Raw genomic sequence first — 17,020 nt, forward strand, 5'->3', positions numbered from 1 at the left:
TCCGCCAGAAGCATCCCGCAAAACGGCCCAGCCGCGATCTGGCAAATCTCGACCACGCGAACGCCGGCCAGCGGAAGTGTACTTGTCATGAATTGTCCTTTCGTCCTTGCAACGCAACCGAAGCGTCCTCGGCTGCTGCCATCACCAGCGGAGCGAGCTCCGCGATTCTGTCGTCGGGCATGCGTTCGGCCGGGCCGGCAATGGACAGCGCCATGCGCACACGTCCGTTCCAGCTGCGGATCGGCGCACCGATGGCACGAACGCCACCGCCCCACTCACCCCGATTGATCGAATGACCCCGGTCGCGGGTGGCCTTCATGTCGGCGACAAAGGCCTTGTGATCGGTGATCGTTTCCGCCCCGAACGCATCCAGTGTCAATGTGCTCCAGCGCTCTTCACCAGCGGGGTCAAAGGCGAGGACGGCCTTGCCGGTGGCCACGCAATGTGCCGGCGCCCTGTCCCCCACGCGCGTGAAGGTCCGCACCGCTTCCGGGCTGTCGAGCCGGTGCAGGTACAGGATCTCGTCCCCGTCGATCAGGCCAAGGATCACGGTTTCCCGGCTGAGATCGCGCAGCCGCTGCATCGCCGGCAGACAGGGCGAGACGCGGTCCGGTTGCTCGGACCGCACCATCGCCACCTCCCAGATCCGCATTGTCGCGGCGTAGCGCGATGTTTCCGCGTCCTGATCGACGTAACCTTCTTCCGACAATGTTTGCAGCAGCCGGTGGGCCGTGGCCTTGCCGATCCCTGTCTCGCGGGACAGATCACCAAGGCTCATTGCGCCCCGCATCGAAAGTGCTTCGACAAGGCGCAGTCCGTTGCGCAGCGTGGAATCACGTCGCGGCGCCGGATCGCTTGTCGTCGTCGCGGTCTGTTTCGACGAAGTCTTTTCTCCGGTCATGTCTCGATCCTCTGGCCTATTGGGTGTCGCGGACGCGTCCCCCAGGCAGTCACAAGGATCAGGACAGCACCGCCAAGGTTCGCCCAGATATGGCAAGGCATGAAGGCCCCTATCGCGCCAACCAACAGCCCGGCATAGGCCCACCAGGTCAGTGGCCCTTCCGCATGGCGCTGCAAGAGGGCGGTGACCGCGTAGATCCCGAAACTGGCAAAGACCGCGACCCGCAGGGCCTCTGCCCCGTCCCCCGATATCAGTGGGGTATAGGCAAAAAGCAGGGGCATGATGTAAAGCCCCTTGGCGATCTTCCAGGAGGTCAGCCCGGTTGCCATCGGCTTCGATCCCGCGATCCCGGCCGCGGTATAGGCGGCAAGGCAGACCGGCGGTGTCACGTTGCTATCCTGGCTCAGCCAGAAGATGATCAGGTGCGCGACAAGAAGGAAGGTCGACAACTGGCCCTGGTCCACAAGCGACGAGCGCAACACCGCGGACACTTCCATGGGCAGGCTGCTTACGACTTCGGCCGCGCGCTCTGCGCCGAGCCCGCTGGGCAAATCCGCCTGTAGCGACGGATCGAATAGGGCGAGCGTCCCACTCACGGCCGCATCATTGACGCCCGCCGCCAGCGCGTCGATGACGATCCGGTCGGCCAGCAGCCCCGACAGCGCCGGCGCGAGCAGGATTGCGAGGATCACGTAGGCGGCCGTCACCGGCAGCCCCATGCCAAGGATCAGCGAGGCAAGGGCCACCAACGCGATTGCGATGATCAGCGACCCCTGGGACCACTGGATGATCATGAGGCTGAAGGCCCCGCCGACGCCGGAGGTCGTGATCGCATTGTTCACCAGGCCAATGGCAGTCAACAGCACGGCCGTCATGACCGCGGTCCGCATCCCGAAGATCAGGGCCTGCGCGATACGCTTCGGGGTCATCTTGGTGGGTGTTGCCCAACTGACGACCACCAGCACCGCGATGGCGACCGAGGCCGCGTAGTTCGGCGTACGTCCGGTCATCAAAAGCCAGATCATGACCCCGAGTGGCAGCACGAAGTTCAACGCACCGGCCGCCAGTTTCTTGCGGTCCACGGGGCGCGGCGTTGCGGCCGGGATACCCGATCGCAGGACCTCGATCCGCACGAAACAGGCGACCGACAGAAAATAAAGGATGGCCGGCAGGACCGAAACCGCGACGATCGTGCTGTATGGCAGGCCGGTGTAACTCGCCATGACAAAGGCGCCGGCCCCCATGATCGGCGGCACCAGCTGACCGCCGGTCGACGAGGCTGCCTCGACCCCGGCGGCAAAGGTCGGCTTGAAACCGTTGGACGTCATCGTCGGGATCGTGATGACCCCGGTGGAGGCCGTATTGGCGACCGCGGAGCCGCTGATCGTGCCAGTCAGTGCCGAAGAGATCACGGCGACGTAGGCGCCACCGCCGCGCAGGCGCGCGGCGACGATCCGGCTCAACTCGATCACGAAATCCGACGCGCCGGAGTAGATCAGGAAACCGCCGAAGATCATGAACAAGGTGATATTGGCCGACGAGATCGTAGTGATGCCGCCGAACATGCCTTCGTCATTGTAGAGCGACCGGAACAGAACGTCCGACAGCGGCAGGGACGCGGACCGGAACACGCCCGGCAACCAGGCCCCGAGGAAAAGGATATAGGCCAAGGATATCAGGATCAGCGTAGGTATGATCCAGCCCGTAAGCCGCCGGGTCAGGTCCACGGCGGCAAAGATCACCAGCCCGCCGGCGATCCAGTCCATCGGACTGAAGATCCAGCCGGACCCACGCTGGGCCATGGAGTTCACGTACACGCCATCCTCGGCGTAGGCGACCCAGATGGCCGCCCCGAAAATGGCAAACCCGTAGATCACGTCGAGGACTAGTGCCCAGCGACTGTCGCGCAACCGCTGCATGGGGGCCGTCGACAGGGCCGCGATCAGCCCGAAACCGCCGAAGTGCAACGCGTTCTGCCAGATCCCGGCTTCGTTGATGAAAAGGTTCGTGGCGATGTGCCAGAGCGCAAAGGCAATAACCGCCCAACGCATGACATGCGCGGTCCAAGGCCCGTGCCCCAGGCTTTCCGGGTCAAGCCAGCGCCGACGTTTTTCAGACACCTCGCCAGCATCCGAGGGCATAGCGGTCGTCACGGTCGCTGATACCGGGTCGTCGGACGCGGCTTTGATCGGGTCTTTCGGGGCGGGCATGGGCTTCGCTCCTGTTTTGCGATGGCGCGGAGGCAAGGCGACCGGAAATCATCCCGGTCCGCTCTCGCAATGCGCCGGAGGCGGCCAACCGCCCTCGGTCGCGTCCTGCGATCAGTCCTGCATTTCCGGGGGGAGCAGCCGCTCGGGAATATCAAGACCAACCTCCCGGTAATAGCGCACAGCACCCGGGTGCAGCGGCGTCGGCAGGCCGGCAATCGCCACCTCCAGTGACATCGCCTTTGTTGCCGGGTGGATCGACTGCAAGAACGGCAGGTTTTCGTAAAGCGCCTTGGTCAGCTTGTAGACGTGGTCTTCCGACACGTCGTCATTCACCGCAAGAAAGTTCGGCTGGGCGATGGTCTGGATCGCCTCGTCCTGTCCGGGATAGCTGTTGGGCGGGATGGTATAGGCCGTCCAGAGTTCACGCCCGCCATCCATCGCTTCCGCCTCTTCCGGCGTTACGTTCAGGATCGTCACGTCATCGCCGTTGGTGGCAAGTATCTGGGTGATCGCGCCTGCAGGCACGCCGGCCGGGATCGACGCAAAATCGATCTGTCCGTTGGCCATGGCATCAAGTGTCGGGCCATAACCGGAATAGATCATCTGAAAGTCTTCTTCCGCATTCAGCCCCAGACCTTCCATCAAGAGCGTCCCGGAGCCCAGGCTGCCCGAGTTGCGCGCGCCCATGCCTGCGCCGGCGCCCTTGGCGGCGACGATATCCGCGGCCGTGCCGGTATCGACCAGGTCGTTGCGCAGGATGAAGTGCTCGACATTCTGCCACAGCATGGAAACCGAACGGATATCCTCCATCGGTGTGCTCAAAGGCCCGGTGCCGCGCGCCGCGTAATAGCCGAAAAGCCCCTGCAGGATCGAAAAGTCGGCCGTTCCGGACGCCATGGCCTGCAGGTTCGCGCCCGACCCCGCCGAGTTCACCGCCGTCAGCGAGAAATTCTCCGAAGGCAGCAGCTTGACCTTGCTCAAAGTAGAGATGGCGACCCCCACGGGGTGAAACGTGCCACCCGTCGACGCGGTCTGCATGACATAGTCTTCGGCCTTCGCCGCACCGGTCATCATCACCCCTGCCATCATCAGGGTACAAATTGTTTTTCTCATCAGGACCTCCCTTGTTTCCAATGATGAACGACCTCCTATCGTTCAGCATATGTAAATCTTGTTCATATTATTTAAACCTGACATTGTTGTAAACAAGGTTTCATTCGAAGACGCGCAAATCAGCGCAAGTCGCCGGGCGCGTTCACTTTAATATTGTCGGATAGCTTGCGGGGCCGAAGGAACCGAGCGCACCCCCAAATGCGAGTTCTACGTCTTCTTTAAGCATCCACGCGAGATGCCGTGCACGACAACGAAAATCGTTACACTCTTCATGGTCTCCGCACACGCACATGTGTCGAACATGCCGAAGCCAACTGCTCCGACGCGGAAATCAAAGCTGCAACAGGTCAGAGCGTCGGATGGGCAGCATACGACCGGACACAGGCGAACCAGAGAGCATTGTCGCGTACCGCACGAAAGCGGCGAAAATAGCAATTGCATGTAGGTTAGCCGTCACTAAAACCGCGCCTTGCGAGCAAAGGCGAGCAACAGCTCCACAAATCTTTGGATTCCACCTTGCGGAGAAGGAGCTCGGCGTGCTTTCCTCTTCTGGATGTATGATATCTCTGTTTGCTTGGCGCAGCAATGTGTTCGCCATAGCCCATAAATATAAGTGGTGAATGCCGTGAACGATCACAGAGTTTAACGATGATCGGTGCGGCACGGGGTGAGGTTTAGCAGCATGCCGTGTGCGTGATCGAAGCGGGAGAAAAGATTTGTCGAAGTCAGCGAGCAGGCGCAAACTTTCGTTCCAGATTGTCAGTTCCCTGTTTATCGTGTTCGGCTTAGGCCTACTGGCACTCATTCTCGCTGGACACAACGCGATCAGGATCGTTGACCAATCTGCTTTGGCCAGGCAACAACGTATGGCTTCCCGCAGCCTCGCTGAGACTGTTGCCAGCATTCCCGAGCAACAGAGAAGCGCCACAGTTTGGGATGACGCTATCCGGAATATCATTGCCCGTGATGAGAAATGGCTCGACTTGAATCTCGGTTCCTGGATGCAGGAATACTTCGGACACCACGAGAGCTACATTCTTGACGAAGAAAACCAGCCCCTCTTCGTTTCTATTTTGGGAGAGATCCGCTCGCCTGAAACCTTTGAAACGCGAGCCGATGCCATTGCTCCGCTTGTGGCACAACTACGCGGTACTATGGCGGAGGCGAGCGCAGGGCAGGATGATGCCTACGAGCAATTGGCAGAAGTTGCGGTCGTGCGTCCTATCCGGCTCTCCGGAGAAGTGGCTTTCGTTAGCGTCGTGCCCATCATCTCTGACACGGGAGAGATCCCACAGTTGCCCGGCACGGAGTCGCTGCATGTTGCCGTGCGCTACATCGATGAAGTACTCGCTCAGGAAGTCGGCCAGGCAATCGAGCTTGATAGAACCGCGTTTCAATCCGCTCCACCCGACGAGGACATGGCGGGATTTGCGGTAACTGACCCCGCCAAAAACATTCTTTCTTGGCTCGTGTGGAAGCCCCACCAGCCAGGCATGGACCTGTTCCTTAAGATGTTCCCTGCGCTCCTGATGTTTGGATTGGCGAGCGGGGTGGTGCTGATTTGGCTTGTCCTGCGTTTGCTCCGAGTTTCAGGGCAATTAGAGGCCAGAGAGGCGCAAGCTCAGTTGGACATCATAGCCCTGAACGAAGCTAGAGAAAAAGCTGAAGCTGCGGACCGTGCCAAGCTGAACTTCCTGAGTGTCTTGAGCCATGAACTCCGAACGCCTTTGACTGTTATTCTGGGTTTCTCAAGGCTCGGAAAAAACCTGCGCCAGTTGCCCTCTGCAAAGCAACTGGATGAGCGGTTGAAACTGCGTCCGACTGATGTCAGCGACATGCAAGCCAGCTTCGATGAAGTGGTGGGATTTACAACTACCGCGATGGAAAAGATCGACAAATCAGGCGAGCACCTTCTGTTCCTGGTAAACCAGTTGCTCGATTACGCCAAGTTAGAGGCTGGGAGCATGAAGGCCGATCCAAAGGTCTGTGATGTGGAACAGGTTGTTCAGCCCGTGGTGGCACAGATGAGTATTCTGGCCGAACAGAAAGGTCTGAGGCTCGAGACTAGCTTGAGGTCCAGTCTCATCTGGGCGGATGTGACGCGCACACGACAGATTCTCATCAATTTACTGGGGAATTCCATCAAGTTCACGGATTCCGGGAAAGTATCGGTCAGCGTCACTGAAACAGAAAGCCAGGTTCACATCGACGTCTCCGACACCGGCGCCGGGATAGAGCCCGAGGAAATCGATAGGATATTCGAACCGTTTCACCAGATTGATTCATCGTCGACGCGAAGTGTCGAAGGAACCGGGCTGGGCCTGGCTGTCGTGAAAGAACTCGCCGAACTGGAAGGCGGCACCATCAAAGTGCATAGCGAGGTCGGTGTCGGGAGTACGTTTACCCTATCGTTGCCAAGAGAGACGATTGCCAGTTTGGATATGGCGGTTTGACATCAAATCCCTTCGCTTAGCTCGGAATAAATACAAGCTGGCGTTCATTCAACCCGCGGAAGCCGGCGCGTCAGGCGCCGAGATCCAGGCGGTGACCGGAAAGAGCGCGCGGATGGTGGCGTACTACCGGAAGCGGGCGAACAAGCGCGCGCTGTCGAAGGCGGCGCAGGAGCGAAAGAGCTCCAAAGCCAACTTCCGGCCCAAAGCGGCCCTGCGTCAAAACCGCAGAAAATGCGCTTTGCGGTCGTTCGTACATAGAACAGCGAAGGTCGGCTCTCCGCCCATTCTCGCCAAAATGACTGAAGCCAGCGCTCACGATGGACAAGGTCGTTTACTGCAATGCGCAGCGAAATCCAGCGCAAGAACAGAACAAAAACGAAACGTGACTCTGTGAACGCACAGTGTGAACGCGCCAATACCGACCCAGCCAGAAATTCGCTAAGTCATTGGTACCCAAGGCCGGACTCGAACCGGCACGGTATCACTACCGGGGGATTTTGAATCCCCTGCGTCTACCATTCCGCCACTTGGGCACGGACCCAACCTGTACCCAACTCGTCGGGCAAGGACAATAGGCGAACTGGCGCTGGCGTCCGGACGTGCGATTTGCTACCCGAGACCTGCCGATCTTTTGCGATCCGTTGACCAAGGGCCCACAGGAATGACCGCGAAACCGCCGGGAGATATCGCGATATCGGACCGGCTTGACCAGTTGACAGCTCTTGCGGCGGGCGATCGTGTGTCGCTCGGCTGGATTCTGGAACAGCTTCACGAACGCGCTTTCGGACTGTTCCTGCTGATACTCGCCCTGCCCTGTTGCATCCCGTTTCTCTACGGCGTGCCGCAGGTTGTGGCTCTGCCGCTGATGTTCGTCGCCATCCAGATCGCCATTGGGCGGCGGGTGCCGTGGCTGCCGGGCAATCTGGCCGCCCGACAGGTCACCAGCGACAGTCTGCACAGGCTATCCGGCCGCGCGGGCCCATGGCTGCGCCGAATCGAGGCGGTCAGCAAACCGCGCCTTGCGTTCCTGACCCGCAAGCCGCTGGATCAGGTCGTCGGCCTGGCGCTGGTCCTGTTCAGCGCGTCGATCCTTGTCCCTCTGCCCGCCACCAACACCGTGCCGGGCTTTGCCGTGGTGGTGGTGGCGATGGGCCTGTTGCAGCGTGACGGCATCCTGGTGCTGATCGGCGCCGTGCTGGGCACCGCGTGGATCGCCACGCTGATTTTCGCCGGGGCGACGCTTGTCAGCCTGATCAAGGGATGGCTTGGCCTGTGACGCGGCAAGATGAACGCTTGCACCGCCACACCAACCCGATCTAATTCACCCGTCACTTATCGTTCGAGGCCAATGTGACCCGTAATTCTCATGTGATCCTTGCCGCTGGCGGCTCGCTGACCCTTCTGCTGGGGGCGCTGGCGTTCCAACATGTGGGGGGCCTTGCGCCCTGCAAGCTGTGTATCTGGCAGCGCTGGCCTCACGGCGCGGCGATCGCGATCGGGGCGCTGGTGCTGCTGGTCCCGCTGGGCATCGGGGCGATGCGGCTGCTGCTCGGCGCGGGACTGCTCGCGGCGCTGACCACCGCCGGGATCGGCGGCTATCACACCGGCGTAGAACGCGGCTGGTGGGAAGGCCCTTCCTCGTGCACCGCGGGCAGCACCAGCGGCATGAGCACCGACGAGTTGATGGACCAGATCATGTCCGCGCCGCTGGTGCGCTGCGACGAGGTCCCGTGGGAGATGCTGGGCCTGTCGATGGCCAGCTGGAACATGCTGGCGTCATTGCTCTTCGCGGTTTTCTGGACGATGGCGCTGCGCCGCACAGCCTAACCGGCCTGTTTCTTCGTACTCAGCAGCAGGCTGGTCTCGGAGGTCGCGACGCCCTCGAAGCGCCGGATCTCGGCCAGCACGGTATCGAGTTCCTCTAGCGTTTCGGCCCCGATCTCGACAATCAGGTCCCAGCGGCCATTGGTGCTGTGCAAGGCCCGCACGGCGGAGAGCCCGCGCAGGCGCCGTTCCACCCGTTCGGTGCCGCGCCCTTCGATCCCCAGCATCATAAGCCCCCGCACCGGGTCACGGACCGTGTCCTGCTTGACCACCACGGTAAAGCCCACGATCTCGCCCGAGGCCTTGAGCCGGTCGATCCGCGACCGCACCGTGGTGCGTGACACGCCCAGCGTCATCGCCAGTTCCGACAGCGACGCGCGCGCGTCATGGCGCAGCGCCGACAGCAGTTTCTGATCCACCGCATCCATTTCGCAGAACAAAGCCTCCGTTTTGCCTATTTTACTTTCGTTATGGACAAAATACCTGCTTCAATCCGATCTTTTTAGCAACAACATTCTGGCCAACACCAAAAGGAGCCACGCCATGACCCCGTCGCATTGCATTCTCATCGGTGCCCCCGTGGACAGCGGCAAGGCAAGGCGCGGATGCCTGATGGGCTCCGACGCGCTGCGAGTGGCGGGGATCGAGAAATCCCTCGCCTCGCTTGGTCATACGGTAGAGGACTGGGGCAACCTGGCCCCTGCCCCGGCCACCGCACCCGCCTCGCTGCCGGGCCACCTCGTCCAGCCTGCGGAAACCATCGGCTGGACCGAGAGCATCGCCGCCTCCGCCAGGAAAGCGATGGAGACCGGCCTGCCCATATTCCTGGGGGGCGACCATGCGCTGTCATTGGGCAGCGTGATCGGCGTGGCCGACCACGCGGCAAGCGTGGATCGGCCCCAGTTCGTACTGTGGCTCGATGCCCATACCGATTTTCACACGCCCCAAAGCACCGAATCCGGTAATCTGCACGGCACGCCGCTGGGCTATGCCACGGGCCGCGAAGGATTTGACGGGTTTCCGCAGGTCGCCAACCCGGTGCCGTATGAGAACATCTGCTTCCTCGGCCTGCGTTCCGTCGACCCCGATGAGCGCGAATTCCTGCAATCCACGCCCGCCCACCGCCACGACATGCGCAGCATCGACGAACAGGGCATCGCGCGGCCCCTCGCCGCCTTCCTCGACACCGTCGCGGCGGCGAACGGGATGCTGCACGTATCCTTCGACGTCGATTTCCTTGACCCCGGCATCGCGCCTGCCGTGGGCACCACCGTGCCGGGCGGCGCCACGATCCGCGAGGCGCATCTGGTGATGGAGATGATCTGCGACAGTGGTCTGATGACCTCGCTCGATCTCGTCGAACTCAACCCTTTCCTGGACGAGCGGGGCCGCACCGCGCAGGTGATGGTGGATCTGACCGCCTCGGCCCTCGGCCGCCGCATCTTCGACCGCCCGACCCGCGCCTTCGCCTGATTTCAAAGGAGCCTGACATGCCCATCCTCGCCCCCTCGGACAAAGCCTTCGTTCCGTTCGTCTCTGTCGAGAACATGATGCGCCTCGTGCACCAGATCGGCATCGAGAAGATGCTGGAAGGCCTTGCCGAATACATCGCCGCCGATTTCGCCCGGTGGGAGCTCTTCGACAAGACGCCCCGCGTGGCCAGCCACTCGGACGTGGGCGTGATCGAGCTGATGCCAACCTCGGACGGCGAGGCCTATGGCTTCAAATACGTGAACGGCCACCCCAAGAACACTAAGGACGGCTTGCAGACCGTGACCGCCTTTGGCCTTCTGGCGGATGTCGACACAGGCTATCCCGTCCTGCTGACCGAGATGACGGTGCTGACCGCCCTGCGCACGGCGGCCACCTCTGCGCTGGTGGCCAAGCACCTTGCGCCCAAGGGCGCGGACACCATGGCGATGATCGGCAACGGCGCGCAGTCGGAATTCCAAAGCCTTGCGATGAAGGCCGTCCTTGGCCTCAAGACCGTGCGTCTGTGGGACATCGACAAGGCCGCCACGCGCAAGGCCGCGCGCAACCTCAAGGGGCTGGGCCTGAACGTGGTGGAATGCGACAGCGCCGAGGAAAGCATGGAAGGCGCGCAGATCATCACCACCTGCACGGCGGACAAGCAATATGCCACCATCCTGACCGACAACATGATCGGCGAAGGGGTGCATATCAACGCCATCGGCGGCGACTGTCCCGGCAAGACGGAACTTGCACCGGCGATCCTGACCCGCTCGGACATCTTCGTGGAATACCCCGAGCAGACCCGGATCGAGGGCGAGATCCAGCAAATGGACCCGGACCACCCGGTCACTGAGTTCTGGCAGGTCCTGTCGGGGGCCGCGCCAGGGCGGACCAGCGACCGGCAAATCACGCTTTTCGACAGCGTCGGCTTCGCCATCGAGGATTTCAGTGCGCTGCGCTACATCCGCGACCACATCCCCGGCACGGATTGCTTTCTGGATCTCGACCTGCTGGCCGACCCGGACGACCCGCGCGATCTTTTCGGCATGGTGCAGCGCGCGACGCCCTGACGCCGAGGGCCGATCCGCTCTCGTCTTGGACGGTGAACTTGGCTATCACGTCGCGCGAACACCACAAGGAAAGAGCGTGCCGATGGCCCCACTCACCCGATGGCTCGACCGTCGCCGCAACCCGTGGAAGGCCGCCTTCTACGATGCCTGCCGCATGTGGCGGCGGCAGAACGGCGCGGCGCGGCTTTACCAGTATGGCAATCTTGTTCCGGGCGACGTGGTGTTCAACCTGGGCGCCTCTCGCGGCGAATGGACCGATGCCGTGCTGGACCAGCAGCCCGCCGCGCAGATGCACCTCTTCGAGCCGCATCCCGGCTTTGCCGAGGCGCTGGAGACAAAATTCGCGGGCCGCGACCACGTGCATGTGCACCAGCTGGCCATCGGCTCGACCACCGGCACGATGGAGCTTTCGGATGCGGGCGATGCGTCGTCTTCGGTGGCCGATCATGGCCGCGCCTTCGAGGTCAAGACCATGTCGGTGTCGGATTTCTTTGCCCATACGCCGGTGGACCGGATCGCACTGATGAAAGTGAATATCGAGGGCAGCGAATACGACCTGCTGTCCGCACTGATCGAGACCGGCGACATCACCAGGATCGACCGGCTGCAAGTGCAGTTTCACCTGTTCGAACCCGACATGAAGGCGCTGCGCGACGATATCCGCGCCCGGCTGGACAAGACCCATCATTGCGTCTGGTCTTACCCCTTCGTCTGGGAAGAATGGCAGCTACGCCCCTGAGAAACAAAGAAAAACGGGGGGCCGAAGCCCCCCGGGTCTAGTTTCGCCGCTCAGGCTCACTCTTTATGTACCGCCCGGTTTCTGCCTGCGGCCTGAGCTGCGTCAGGGGCGAGCGCACCCGCCCCGGATCAGGATGGGTCAGAGCGATAGTCTGCCCCCACCCTAGTCTTCAGACCCCGCGCGATGTCTCGCGCCGCTGGCCTGTCTCGTCGGGGCGGCCGGCCTAACGCCAAACCGGGACCGCCCCTGCACATCCCCCAGGGATGTGTGTCTCTAGTTCACCCCAAACTTTTTCATTGCAACGCTGATCATATTTCGCGTTACGCCAAAGTGTTTCGACAGAGCGTCAAGATCGCCTCGGTGAAGCGACGCTGCTGCTTCAATCGCTCCGTCGCCAAAGAGGAGCACATCGGCCACGGCATTCGCCTCGCGCTCTTGGCCTTGGTTAAAATAGAACTCGTCATCGCCACGGCTTAGGAGCATAGCATCGGCAAGCGGATCCATACGGTCGGCGTGAAGCAAGAAGTGGCCAATCTCGTGAAGTACGGTGAAACGCCTACTGAGAACACTGTGCCTCTTGTTTACCTCGATAGCGAATCCACTGTCAGAGAATGGATCAGATACGAGCCGCCCCGCCATACCGTTAGGCAGGTCCACTTGATGCACATCCAAGCCCAATCTTTCTGCAAGTTCCCGTACCGAAGCCGCTTTTCCAAGCTTAGCAGGAGCTAGATTGAATTGGCGCAGTGCATTTAGCACGTTCCCGTCAGCGGGAAGCTTAGCGAACAAGTCTCTTAATGACTTCATTGTATCACGCCTCCTCAAGAGCACCCGCTCGTCGCGCCGCAGGTGTTGCACTTCATGCAGGTGCCGTTGCGCACCAGCGTGTAGTTGCCGCATTCGCCGCAGGCCTCGCCCTCGTAGCCCTGCATCCGCGCCTTGGTCGCGGCGTTCATGCCCAACGTGCCAGTTGAGACCGCCGTCGTGCTGGTCGTCGCGCTGACAGTCTTGGTCTCGGGCACCAGCGTTTGCAGCGCCGTCTCGGGGTCACCGCTGTCCAGCGCCGTGGCCAGCGCGGCCCCGCCGTTCAGCACCACCAGTTCCTGGGGCAGACGCTTGCGCAGGTAGCCGGTCGAGCTGATCTGCTTGAGCACTTCGAGGGATTTCGAGGCAGCTTCGCCCGACATCTCCTTGATATTGCTCACGCCTTCCTCTTCGCCGCGACCGAGGTCGTCGAAAGACGCGCCTTCGGGTTTGACATGTGCGAGGTCCGTGCGGTCGAGATAGCTGACCGCCAGTTCGCGGAAGATATAGTCCAGGATCGACGTCGCGTTCTTAATGCTGTCGTTGCCCTGCACCATGCCCGCCGGCTCGAACTTGGTGAACGTGAAGGCATCCACGAACTCCTCCAGCGGCACGCCGTATTGCAAACCGACCGAAACCGCGATGGCGAAGTTGTTCATCATCGCCCGGAAACCCGCGCCTTCCTTGTGCATGTCGATGAAGATCTCGCCAAGCGACCCGTCCTGGTATTCGCCCGTGCGCAGGTACACCTTGTGCCCGCCGACGACCGCCTTCTGGGTATAGCCCTTGCGACGCTCCGGCATCTTCTCGCGGTGCGATTTGACCACTTCCTTGACTATCACCTTCTCGACGATCTTCTCGGCCAGAACGGCGGCCTTTTCCTGTGCCGACCCGCTCTCCAGCACCTCGGCGGCCTCGTCGTCATCCTCGACCAGCGCGGCGGCCAGAGGCTGGCTGAGTTTCGAGCCGTCGCGATAGAGCGCATTGGCCTTCACCCCCATCTGCCAGCTGCGTTCATACGCGGCCTGGCAATCCTCGATGGTGGCGTCGTTGGGCATGTTGATCGTCTTGGAGATCGCGCCCGAGATAAACGACTGCGCCGCCGCCATCATGTCGATGTGGGAGTTCACCGACAGGAAGCGCTTGCCCTTCTTGCCGCACGGGTTGGCGCAGTCGAAGACCACGTAATGTTCTTCCTTGAGGTGCGGTGCGCCTTCCAGCGTCATCGTCCCGCAAACGTGGTCGTTGGCCGCCTCGATGTCCTGCTTGGAATAGCCCAGCGAGGCCAGCAGGTCGAAGGTCGGGTCGTTCAGCTTTTCCGCCGGGATGCCCAGCACGTTGCTGCAGAACTCCTCGCCCAACGTCCACTGGTTGAAGACGAAGCGGATATCGAAGGCACTGCCCAGAGCGGAGTCGACCTTGGCCAGCTCGTTGGCGCCAAAGCCGTGACCGGCCAGCGTGGTGTGGTTGACGCCCGGCGCGTTGCCGATGGTGCCGTGACCCACGGCGTAGGCGACGATCTCTTCGACCTCGGCGCTGCCATAGCCCAGCTTTTCAAGCGCGGCGGGCACCGACTGGTTGATGATCTTGAAGTAGCCGCCACCGGCCAGCTTCTTGAACTTGACCAGCGCGAAGTCGGGCTCGATTCCGGTGGTGTCGCAATCCATCACCAGGCCGATGGTGCCGGTGGGCGCGATCACGGTCGACTGCGCGTTGCGGTAGCCGTGCTTTTCGCCCAGCGTCAGCGCCTCGTCCCAGCTTGCCATCGCCAAATCGGCCAGGCGGCTGTCGGGCACGTTGGCCAGGTCCAGCGGCACGGGTTTCACGGCCAGCTTCTCATAGCCCTCGGTCGCGCCATAGGCCGCGTTGCGGTGGTTGCGCATGACCCGCAGCATATGCGCCTTGTTGCGCTTGTAGCCGGCGAACGGTCCCAGTTCCTTGGCCATCTCGGCCGAGGTGGCATAGGCCACGCCGGTCATGATCGCGGTCAGCGCACCGCAGAGCGCGCGGCCCTCGTCACTGTCATAGCCGTAGCCCATGTTCATCAGCAGGCCGCCGATATTGGCGTAACCCAGGCCCAGCGTGCGGAACTCGTAGCTCAGCTGCGCGATTTCCTGGCTGGGGAACTGCGCCATGGTGACCGAGATCTCCAGCGTCACGGTCCAAAGGCGCGTGGCGTGAACATAGGCTTCCGAATCGAAGGTATTGCCGTCGAAGAATTGCAGCAGGTTCATCGAGGCCAGGTTGCAGGCCGTGTCGTCGAGGAACATGTATTCCGAGCACGGGTTCGAGCCGCGGATCGCGCCGTCTTCCGGGCAGGTATGCCAGGCGTTGACGGTGTCGTGGTACTGGATGCCCGGATCGGCGCAGGCCCATGCGGCATGGCCCACCTTCTCCCACAGTTCACGCGCCGGGATTTCCTTGACCACGCTGCCGTCGGTCCGGTTGGTCAGCGGCCACATCGCGTCGTCCTTGACCGCCTGCAGGAAGGCATCGGTCACGCGGATCGAGTTGTTGGAGTTCTGGCCCGAGACGCTGGCGTAGGCTTCCGAGTCCCAGTCGGTGTCGTAGGTCGGGAACTCGATGCTCTCGTAGCCCTGCTTGGCGTAGTCCAGCACCCGCTTGACGTAAGTTTCCGGGATCGCCGACTTTTTCGCGCCGCGAATGGCCGCTTTCAGCTGCTCGTTCTTGCTGGGGTCGACTGCATCCTCGGTGCTGCCGTCCCAGGCGCGGATCGCGCCGAAGATATCATTCAGCTTGGCCTCGTGCATCTTGGAGCCGGCGACGATGGACGCCACCTTCTGTTCCTCGATGACCTTCCAGTTGATGAAATCTTCGATATCGGGGTGGTCGACGTCGCAGATCACCATCTTCGCGGCGCGGCGCGTGGTGCCGCCCGACTTGATCGCGCCCGCCGCGCGGTCGCCGATCTTCAGGAAACCCATCAGGCCGCTGGACTTGCCGCCGCCCGACAGCGGCTCGTTGGCCGCCCGCAGCGACGAGAAGTTCGTGCCGGTTCCCGATCCGTACTTGAACAGGCGGGCCTCGCGCACCCACAGGTCCATGATGCCACCGTCGCCGACAAGGTCGTCCTTGACCGACTGGATGAAGCACGCATGGGGCTGCGGGTGCTCATAGGCGCTGCTCGATTTGGTCAGTTCGCCCGTCTTGAAATCCACGTAGTAGTGGCCCTGGCCGGGGCCGTCGATGCCATAGGCCCAGTGCAGGCCGGTGTTGAACCATTGCGGGCTGTTGGGCGCCGCCATCTGACGCGCCAGCATGAAGCGCATCTCGTCGAAATAGGCGCGGGCGTCTTCCTCGGTGGTGAAATAGCCGCCCTTCCAGCCCCAGTAGGCCCAGGCGCCGGCCAGCCGGTCGAACACCTGCTTGGCGCTGGTTTCGCCGGTTTTCGGCGTGTCGTCGCTGGCGGGAACCGAGCGCCACAGGAACTCGGGCACGTCCTTTTCCTCGACCTTCTTCAACGCGGTCGGAACGCCGGCCTTGCGGAAATATTTCTGGGCAATCACGTCGCTGGCGACCTGGCTCCACTTGGCGGGGACTTCGACCTCGTCCAGCTTGAAGACGGTGGTGCCGTCAGGGTTGCGGATTTCCGAACTCGTGGTGACGAAGTCCAGCTCCGCATAAGCGTCCTGACCTGCCTTGGTAAACTTTCTTTCGATCTTCATTTTGGCTGCCCCATGATCCAGCGTTATTATGACCAGCACGACCTTTCTGGCCGCAAACCCTCGCGTCTCAGTGGACCGGGAGGCAAAACCCATACCTGCCGATGCGCCGCATCCGGTCGCACCTGGCTTTGTCCGGCCCTGCCGGTGGAAGTCTTGGGTTTCTGTCCCTACCCAGATCCGCGCCACTATATCTTGTGGCTTGCTGATCCGCCTGCACAACCTGACGTATGTAGCCACAAACGGTCAACGGATTTTTTACCAAGATGACCTAAAAAATTCAGTTGACCGGCTTATCCACAGCGGCGGTTTTGCGCTCGCCCCGATTCATTTCCGAGCGCGTGTCGACGCCCGCCCAAAAAAGGGGCGAAAAAAGCGCTTTTATCCGTGTGGCTTAGCCGGTTCTGAACAAACGAGTTCGGTATGGGCATGGGCAAGGGACCGACAATCCACCAGATGTGGTGTTCCGGGCGCGCAAGAACCCATACATAGTGCGGGCGCGTGTCCCGGCAACACGCTCAACTGTGTTATCCACACAATCGACCCAAAGGCGAGTGCCCCGCGTGTCATCATCGTCATGTCGGAAAAAAATGGTCGGGGCGGCAGGATTCGAACCTACGACCCCCTGTACCCAAAACAGGTGCGCTACCAGACTGCGCCACGCCCCGGACCGTGCCGCCCGTTTAGAGGGCTTTGCATCGAATGGAAAGCCCCTTTGCGACGCGCCCGAAAACTAGGCGACATGTCATC

At 61.7% G+C, this 17,020-nt stretch carries 13 protein-coding genes and 2 tRNA genes; 7 read left to right on the plus strand and 8 right to left on the minus strand.

What is annotated here, in order from left to right; all coding sequences use genetic code 11:
- Positions 1-85: 85 nt before the first annotated feature.
- The 3 genes from RBB18_RS05305 to RBB18_RS05315 all read right to left on the minus strand — a co-directional run bounded on the left by RBB18_RS05305 (position 86) and on the right by RBB18_RS05315 (position 4,224).
- A complete protein-coding gene (locus RBB18_RS05305) occupies positions 86-901 on the minus strand; it encodes an IclR family transcriptional regulator (RefSeq protein ID WP_306110771.1) in 816 nt (271 codons plus the stop codon).
- Positions 898-3,111, minus strand: a complete 2,214-nt coding sequence (locus RBB18_RS05310; protein ID WP_306110772.1) for a TRAP transporter fused permease subunit — start codon at positions 3,109-3,111, stop codon at positions 898-900. The genes RBB18_RS05305 and RBB18_RS05310 overlap by 4 nt, the downstream gene beginning before the upstream one ends.
- A 111-nt stretch (positions 3,112-3,222) precedes the next feature.
- Positions 3,223-4,224 (minus strand): TAXI family TRAP transporter solute-binding subunit, encoded by a 1,002-nt coding sequence (locus RBB18_RS05315; RefSeq protein ID WP_274594773.1) that lies wholly within the window; start codon positions 4,222-4,224, stop codon positions 3,223-3,225.
- Positions 4,225-4,940: 716 nt separating this feature from the next.
- Between RBB18_RS05315 and RBB18_RS05320 the strand changes: the two genes are divergently transcribed.
- Both RBB18_RS05320 and RBB18_RS05325 read left to right on the plus strand, forming a co-directional pair.
- A complete protein-coding gene (locus tag RBB18_RS05320; RefSeq protein ID WP_306110773.1) occupies positions 4,941-6,677 on the plus strand; it encodes an ATP-binding protein in 1,737 nt (578 codons plus the stop codon).
- Positions 6,652-7,071 carry a hypothetical protein gene (locus tag RBB18_RS05325; protein ID WP_146050060.1) on the plus strand — a complete coding sequence of 140 codons (420 nt, stop codon included), beginning with the start codon at positions 6,652-6,654 and terminating at the stop codon, positions 7,069-7,071. Before RBB18_RS05320 ends, RBB18_RS05325 begins: the two co-directional genes overlap by 26 nt.
- Before the next feature lie 53 nt (positions 7,072-7,124).
- Here the strand turns inward: RBB18_RS05325 and RBB18_RS05330 are convergent.
- Positions 7,125-7,210: transfer RNA gene (locus tag RBB18_RS05330), tRNA-Leu, on the minus strand.
- A gap of 128 nt (positions 7,211-7,338) precedes the next feature.
- Here RBB18_RS05330 and RBB18_RS05335 point away from each other — a divergent pair.
- Both RBB18_RS05335 and RBB18_RS05340 read left to right on the plus strand, forming a co-directional pair.
- Positions 7,339-7,953: an exopolysaccharide biosynthesis protein gene (locus RBB18_RS05335; RefSeq protein ID WP_306110774.1), complete on the plus strand. Its 615-nt coding sequence runs from the start codon at positions 7,339-7,341 to the stop codon at positions 7,951-7,953.
- A gap of 74 nt (positions 7,954-8,027) precedes the next feature.
- Entirely contained in the window at positions 8,028-8,504 is a 477-nt protein-coding gene (locus RBB18_RS05340) for a disulfide bond formation protein B (RefSeq protein ID WP_306110775.1), read from the plus strand.
- On the opposite strand, the gene RBB18_RS05345 is transcribed toward RBB18_RS05340, so the two are convergent.
- Positions 8,501-8,929: an Lrp/AsnC family transcriptional regulator gene (locus RBB18_RS05345; RefSeq protein WP_103764261.1), complete on the minus strand. Its 429-nt coding sequence runs from the start codon at positions 8,927-8,929 to the stop codon at positions 8,501-8,503. The genes RBB18_RS05340 and RBB18_RS05345 overlap by 4 nt on opposite strands.
- Before the next feature lie 115 nt (positions 8,930-9,044).
- Here RBB18_RS05345 and rocF point away from each other — a divergent pair, with 115 nt between their 5' ends.
- The 3 genes from rocF (at position 9,045) to RBB18_RS05360 (ending at position 11,783) form a co-directional block, all read left to right on the plus strand.
- The gene (rocF, locus tag RBB18_RS05350; protein ID WP_306110776.1) at positions 9,045-9,974 is read left to right on the plus strand and encodes an arginase; all 930 of its coding nucleotides are present in this window, start codon (positions 9,045-9,047) and stop codon (positions 9,972-9,974) included.
- Between the two features lie 17 nt (positions 9,975-9,991).
- On the plus strand, positions 9,992-11,044 hold the full coding sequence (locus RBB18_RS05355; RefSeq protein ID WP_245890527.1) for an ornithine cyclodeaminase: 1,053 nt from the start codon (positions 9,992-9,994) through the stop codon (positions 11,042-11,044).
- Between the two features lie 82 nt (positions 11,045-11,126).
- Entirely contained in the window at positions 11,127-11,783 is a 657-nt protein-coding gene (locus RBB18_RS05360) for an FkbM family methyltransferase (protein WP_306110777.1), read from the plus strand.
- Between the two features lie 273 nt (positions 11,784-12,056).
- Here RBB18_RS05360 and RBB18_RS05365 read toward each other — a convergent pair whose 3' ends face one another.
- From RBB18_RS05365 to RBB18_RS05375, 3 genes are all read right to left on the minus strand, one after another.
- Positions 12,057-12,590 carry an ImmA/IrrE family metallo-endopeptidase gene (locus RBB18_RS05365; protein WP_306110778.1) on the minus strand — a complete coding sequence of 178 codons (534 nt, stop codon included), beginning with the start codon at positions 12,588-12,590 and terminating at the stop codon, positions 12,057-12,059.
- A gap of 14 nt (positions 12,591-12,604) precedes the next feature.
- Positions 12,605-16,273: a vitamin B12-dependent ribonucleotide reductase gene (locus tag RBB18_RS05370; protein WP_306110779.1), complete on the minus strand. Its 3,669-nt coding sequence runs from the start codon at positions 16,271-16,273 to the stop codon at positions 12,605-12,607.
- A 588-nt stretch (positions 16,274-16,861) separates the two neighbouring features.
- A tRNA-Pro gene (locus RBB18_RS05375) sits at positions 16,862-16,938 on the minus strand.
- Positions 16,939-17,020: the final 82 nt, after the last annotated feature.

Origin of the sequence: Roseovarius sp. MMSF_3298 (assembly GCF_030733705.1) — a bacterium.
Taxonomy (GTDB): Bacteria; Pseudomonadota; Alphaproteobacteria; order Rhodobacterales; family Rhodobacteraceae; genus Roseovarius; species Roseovarius confluentis.

What these genes read in the sequence shown, in the direction of transcription:
- RBB18_RS05305 (WP_306110771.1), bottom strand. Translation starts at nt 901, where the DNA reads ATGACCGGAGAAAAGACTTCGTCGAAACAGACCGCGACGACGACAAGC.
- RBB18_RS05310 (WP_306110772.1), bottom strand. Translation starts at nt 3,111, where the DNA reads ATGCCCGCCCCGAAAGACCCGATCAAAGCCGCGTCCGACGACCCGGTA.
- RBB18_RS05315 (WP_274594773.1), bottom strand. Translation starts at nt 4,224, where the DNA reads ATGAGAAAAACAATTTGTACCCTGATGATGGCAGGGGTGATGATGACC.
- RBB18_RS05335 (WP_306110774.1), top strand. Translation starts at nt 7,339, where the DNA reads ATGACCGCGAAACCGCCGGGAGATATCGCGATATCGGACCGGCTTGAC.
- RBB18_RS05345 (WP_103764261.1), bottom strand. Translation starts at nt 8,929, where the DNA reads ATGGATGCGGTGGATCAGAAACTGCTGTCGGCGCTGCGCCATGACGCG.
- rocF (WP_306110776.1), top strand. Translation starts at nt 9,045, where the DNA reads ATGACCCCGTCGCATTGCATTCTCATCGGTGCCCCCGTGGACAGCGGC.
- RBB18_RS05355 (WP_245890527.1), top strand. Translation starts at nt 9,992, where the DNA reads ATGCCCATCCTCGCCCCCTCGGACAAAGCCTTCGTTCCGTTCGTCTCT.
- RBB18_RS05360 (WP_306110777.1), top strand. Translation starts at nt 11,127, where the DNA reads ATGGCCCCACTCACCCGATGGCTCGACCGTCGCCGCAACCCGTGGAAG.
- RBB18_RS05365 (WP_306110778.1), bottom strand. Translation starts at nt 12,590, where the DNA reads ATGAAGTCATTAAGAGACTTGTTCGCTAAGCTTCCCGCTGACGGGAAC.
- RBB18_RS05370 (WP_306110779.1), bottom strand. Translation starts at nt 16,273, where the DNA reads ATGAAGATCGAAAGAAAGTTTACCAAGGCAGGTCAGGACGCTTATGCG.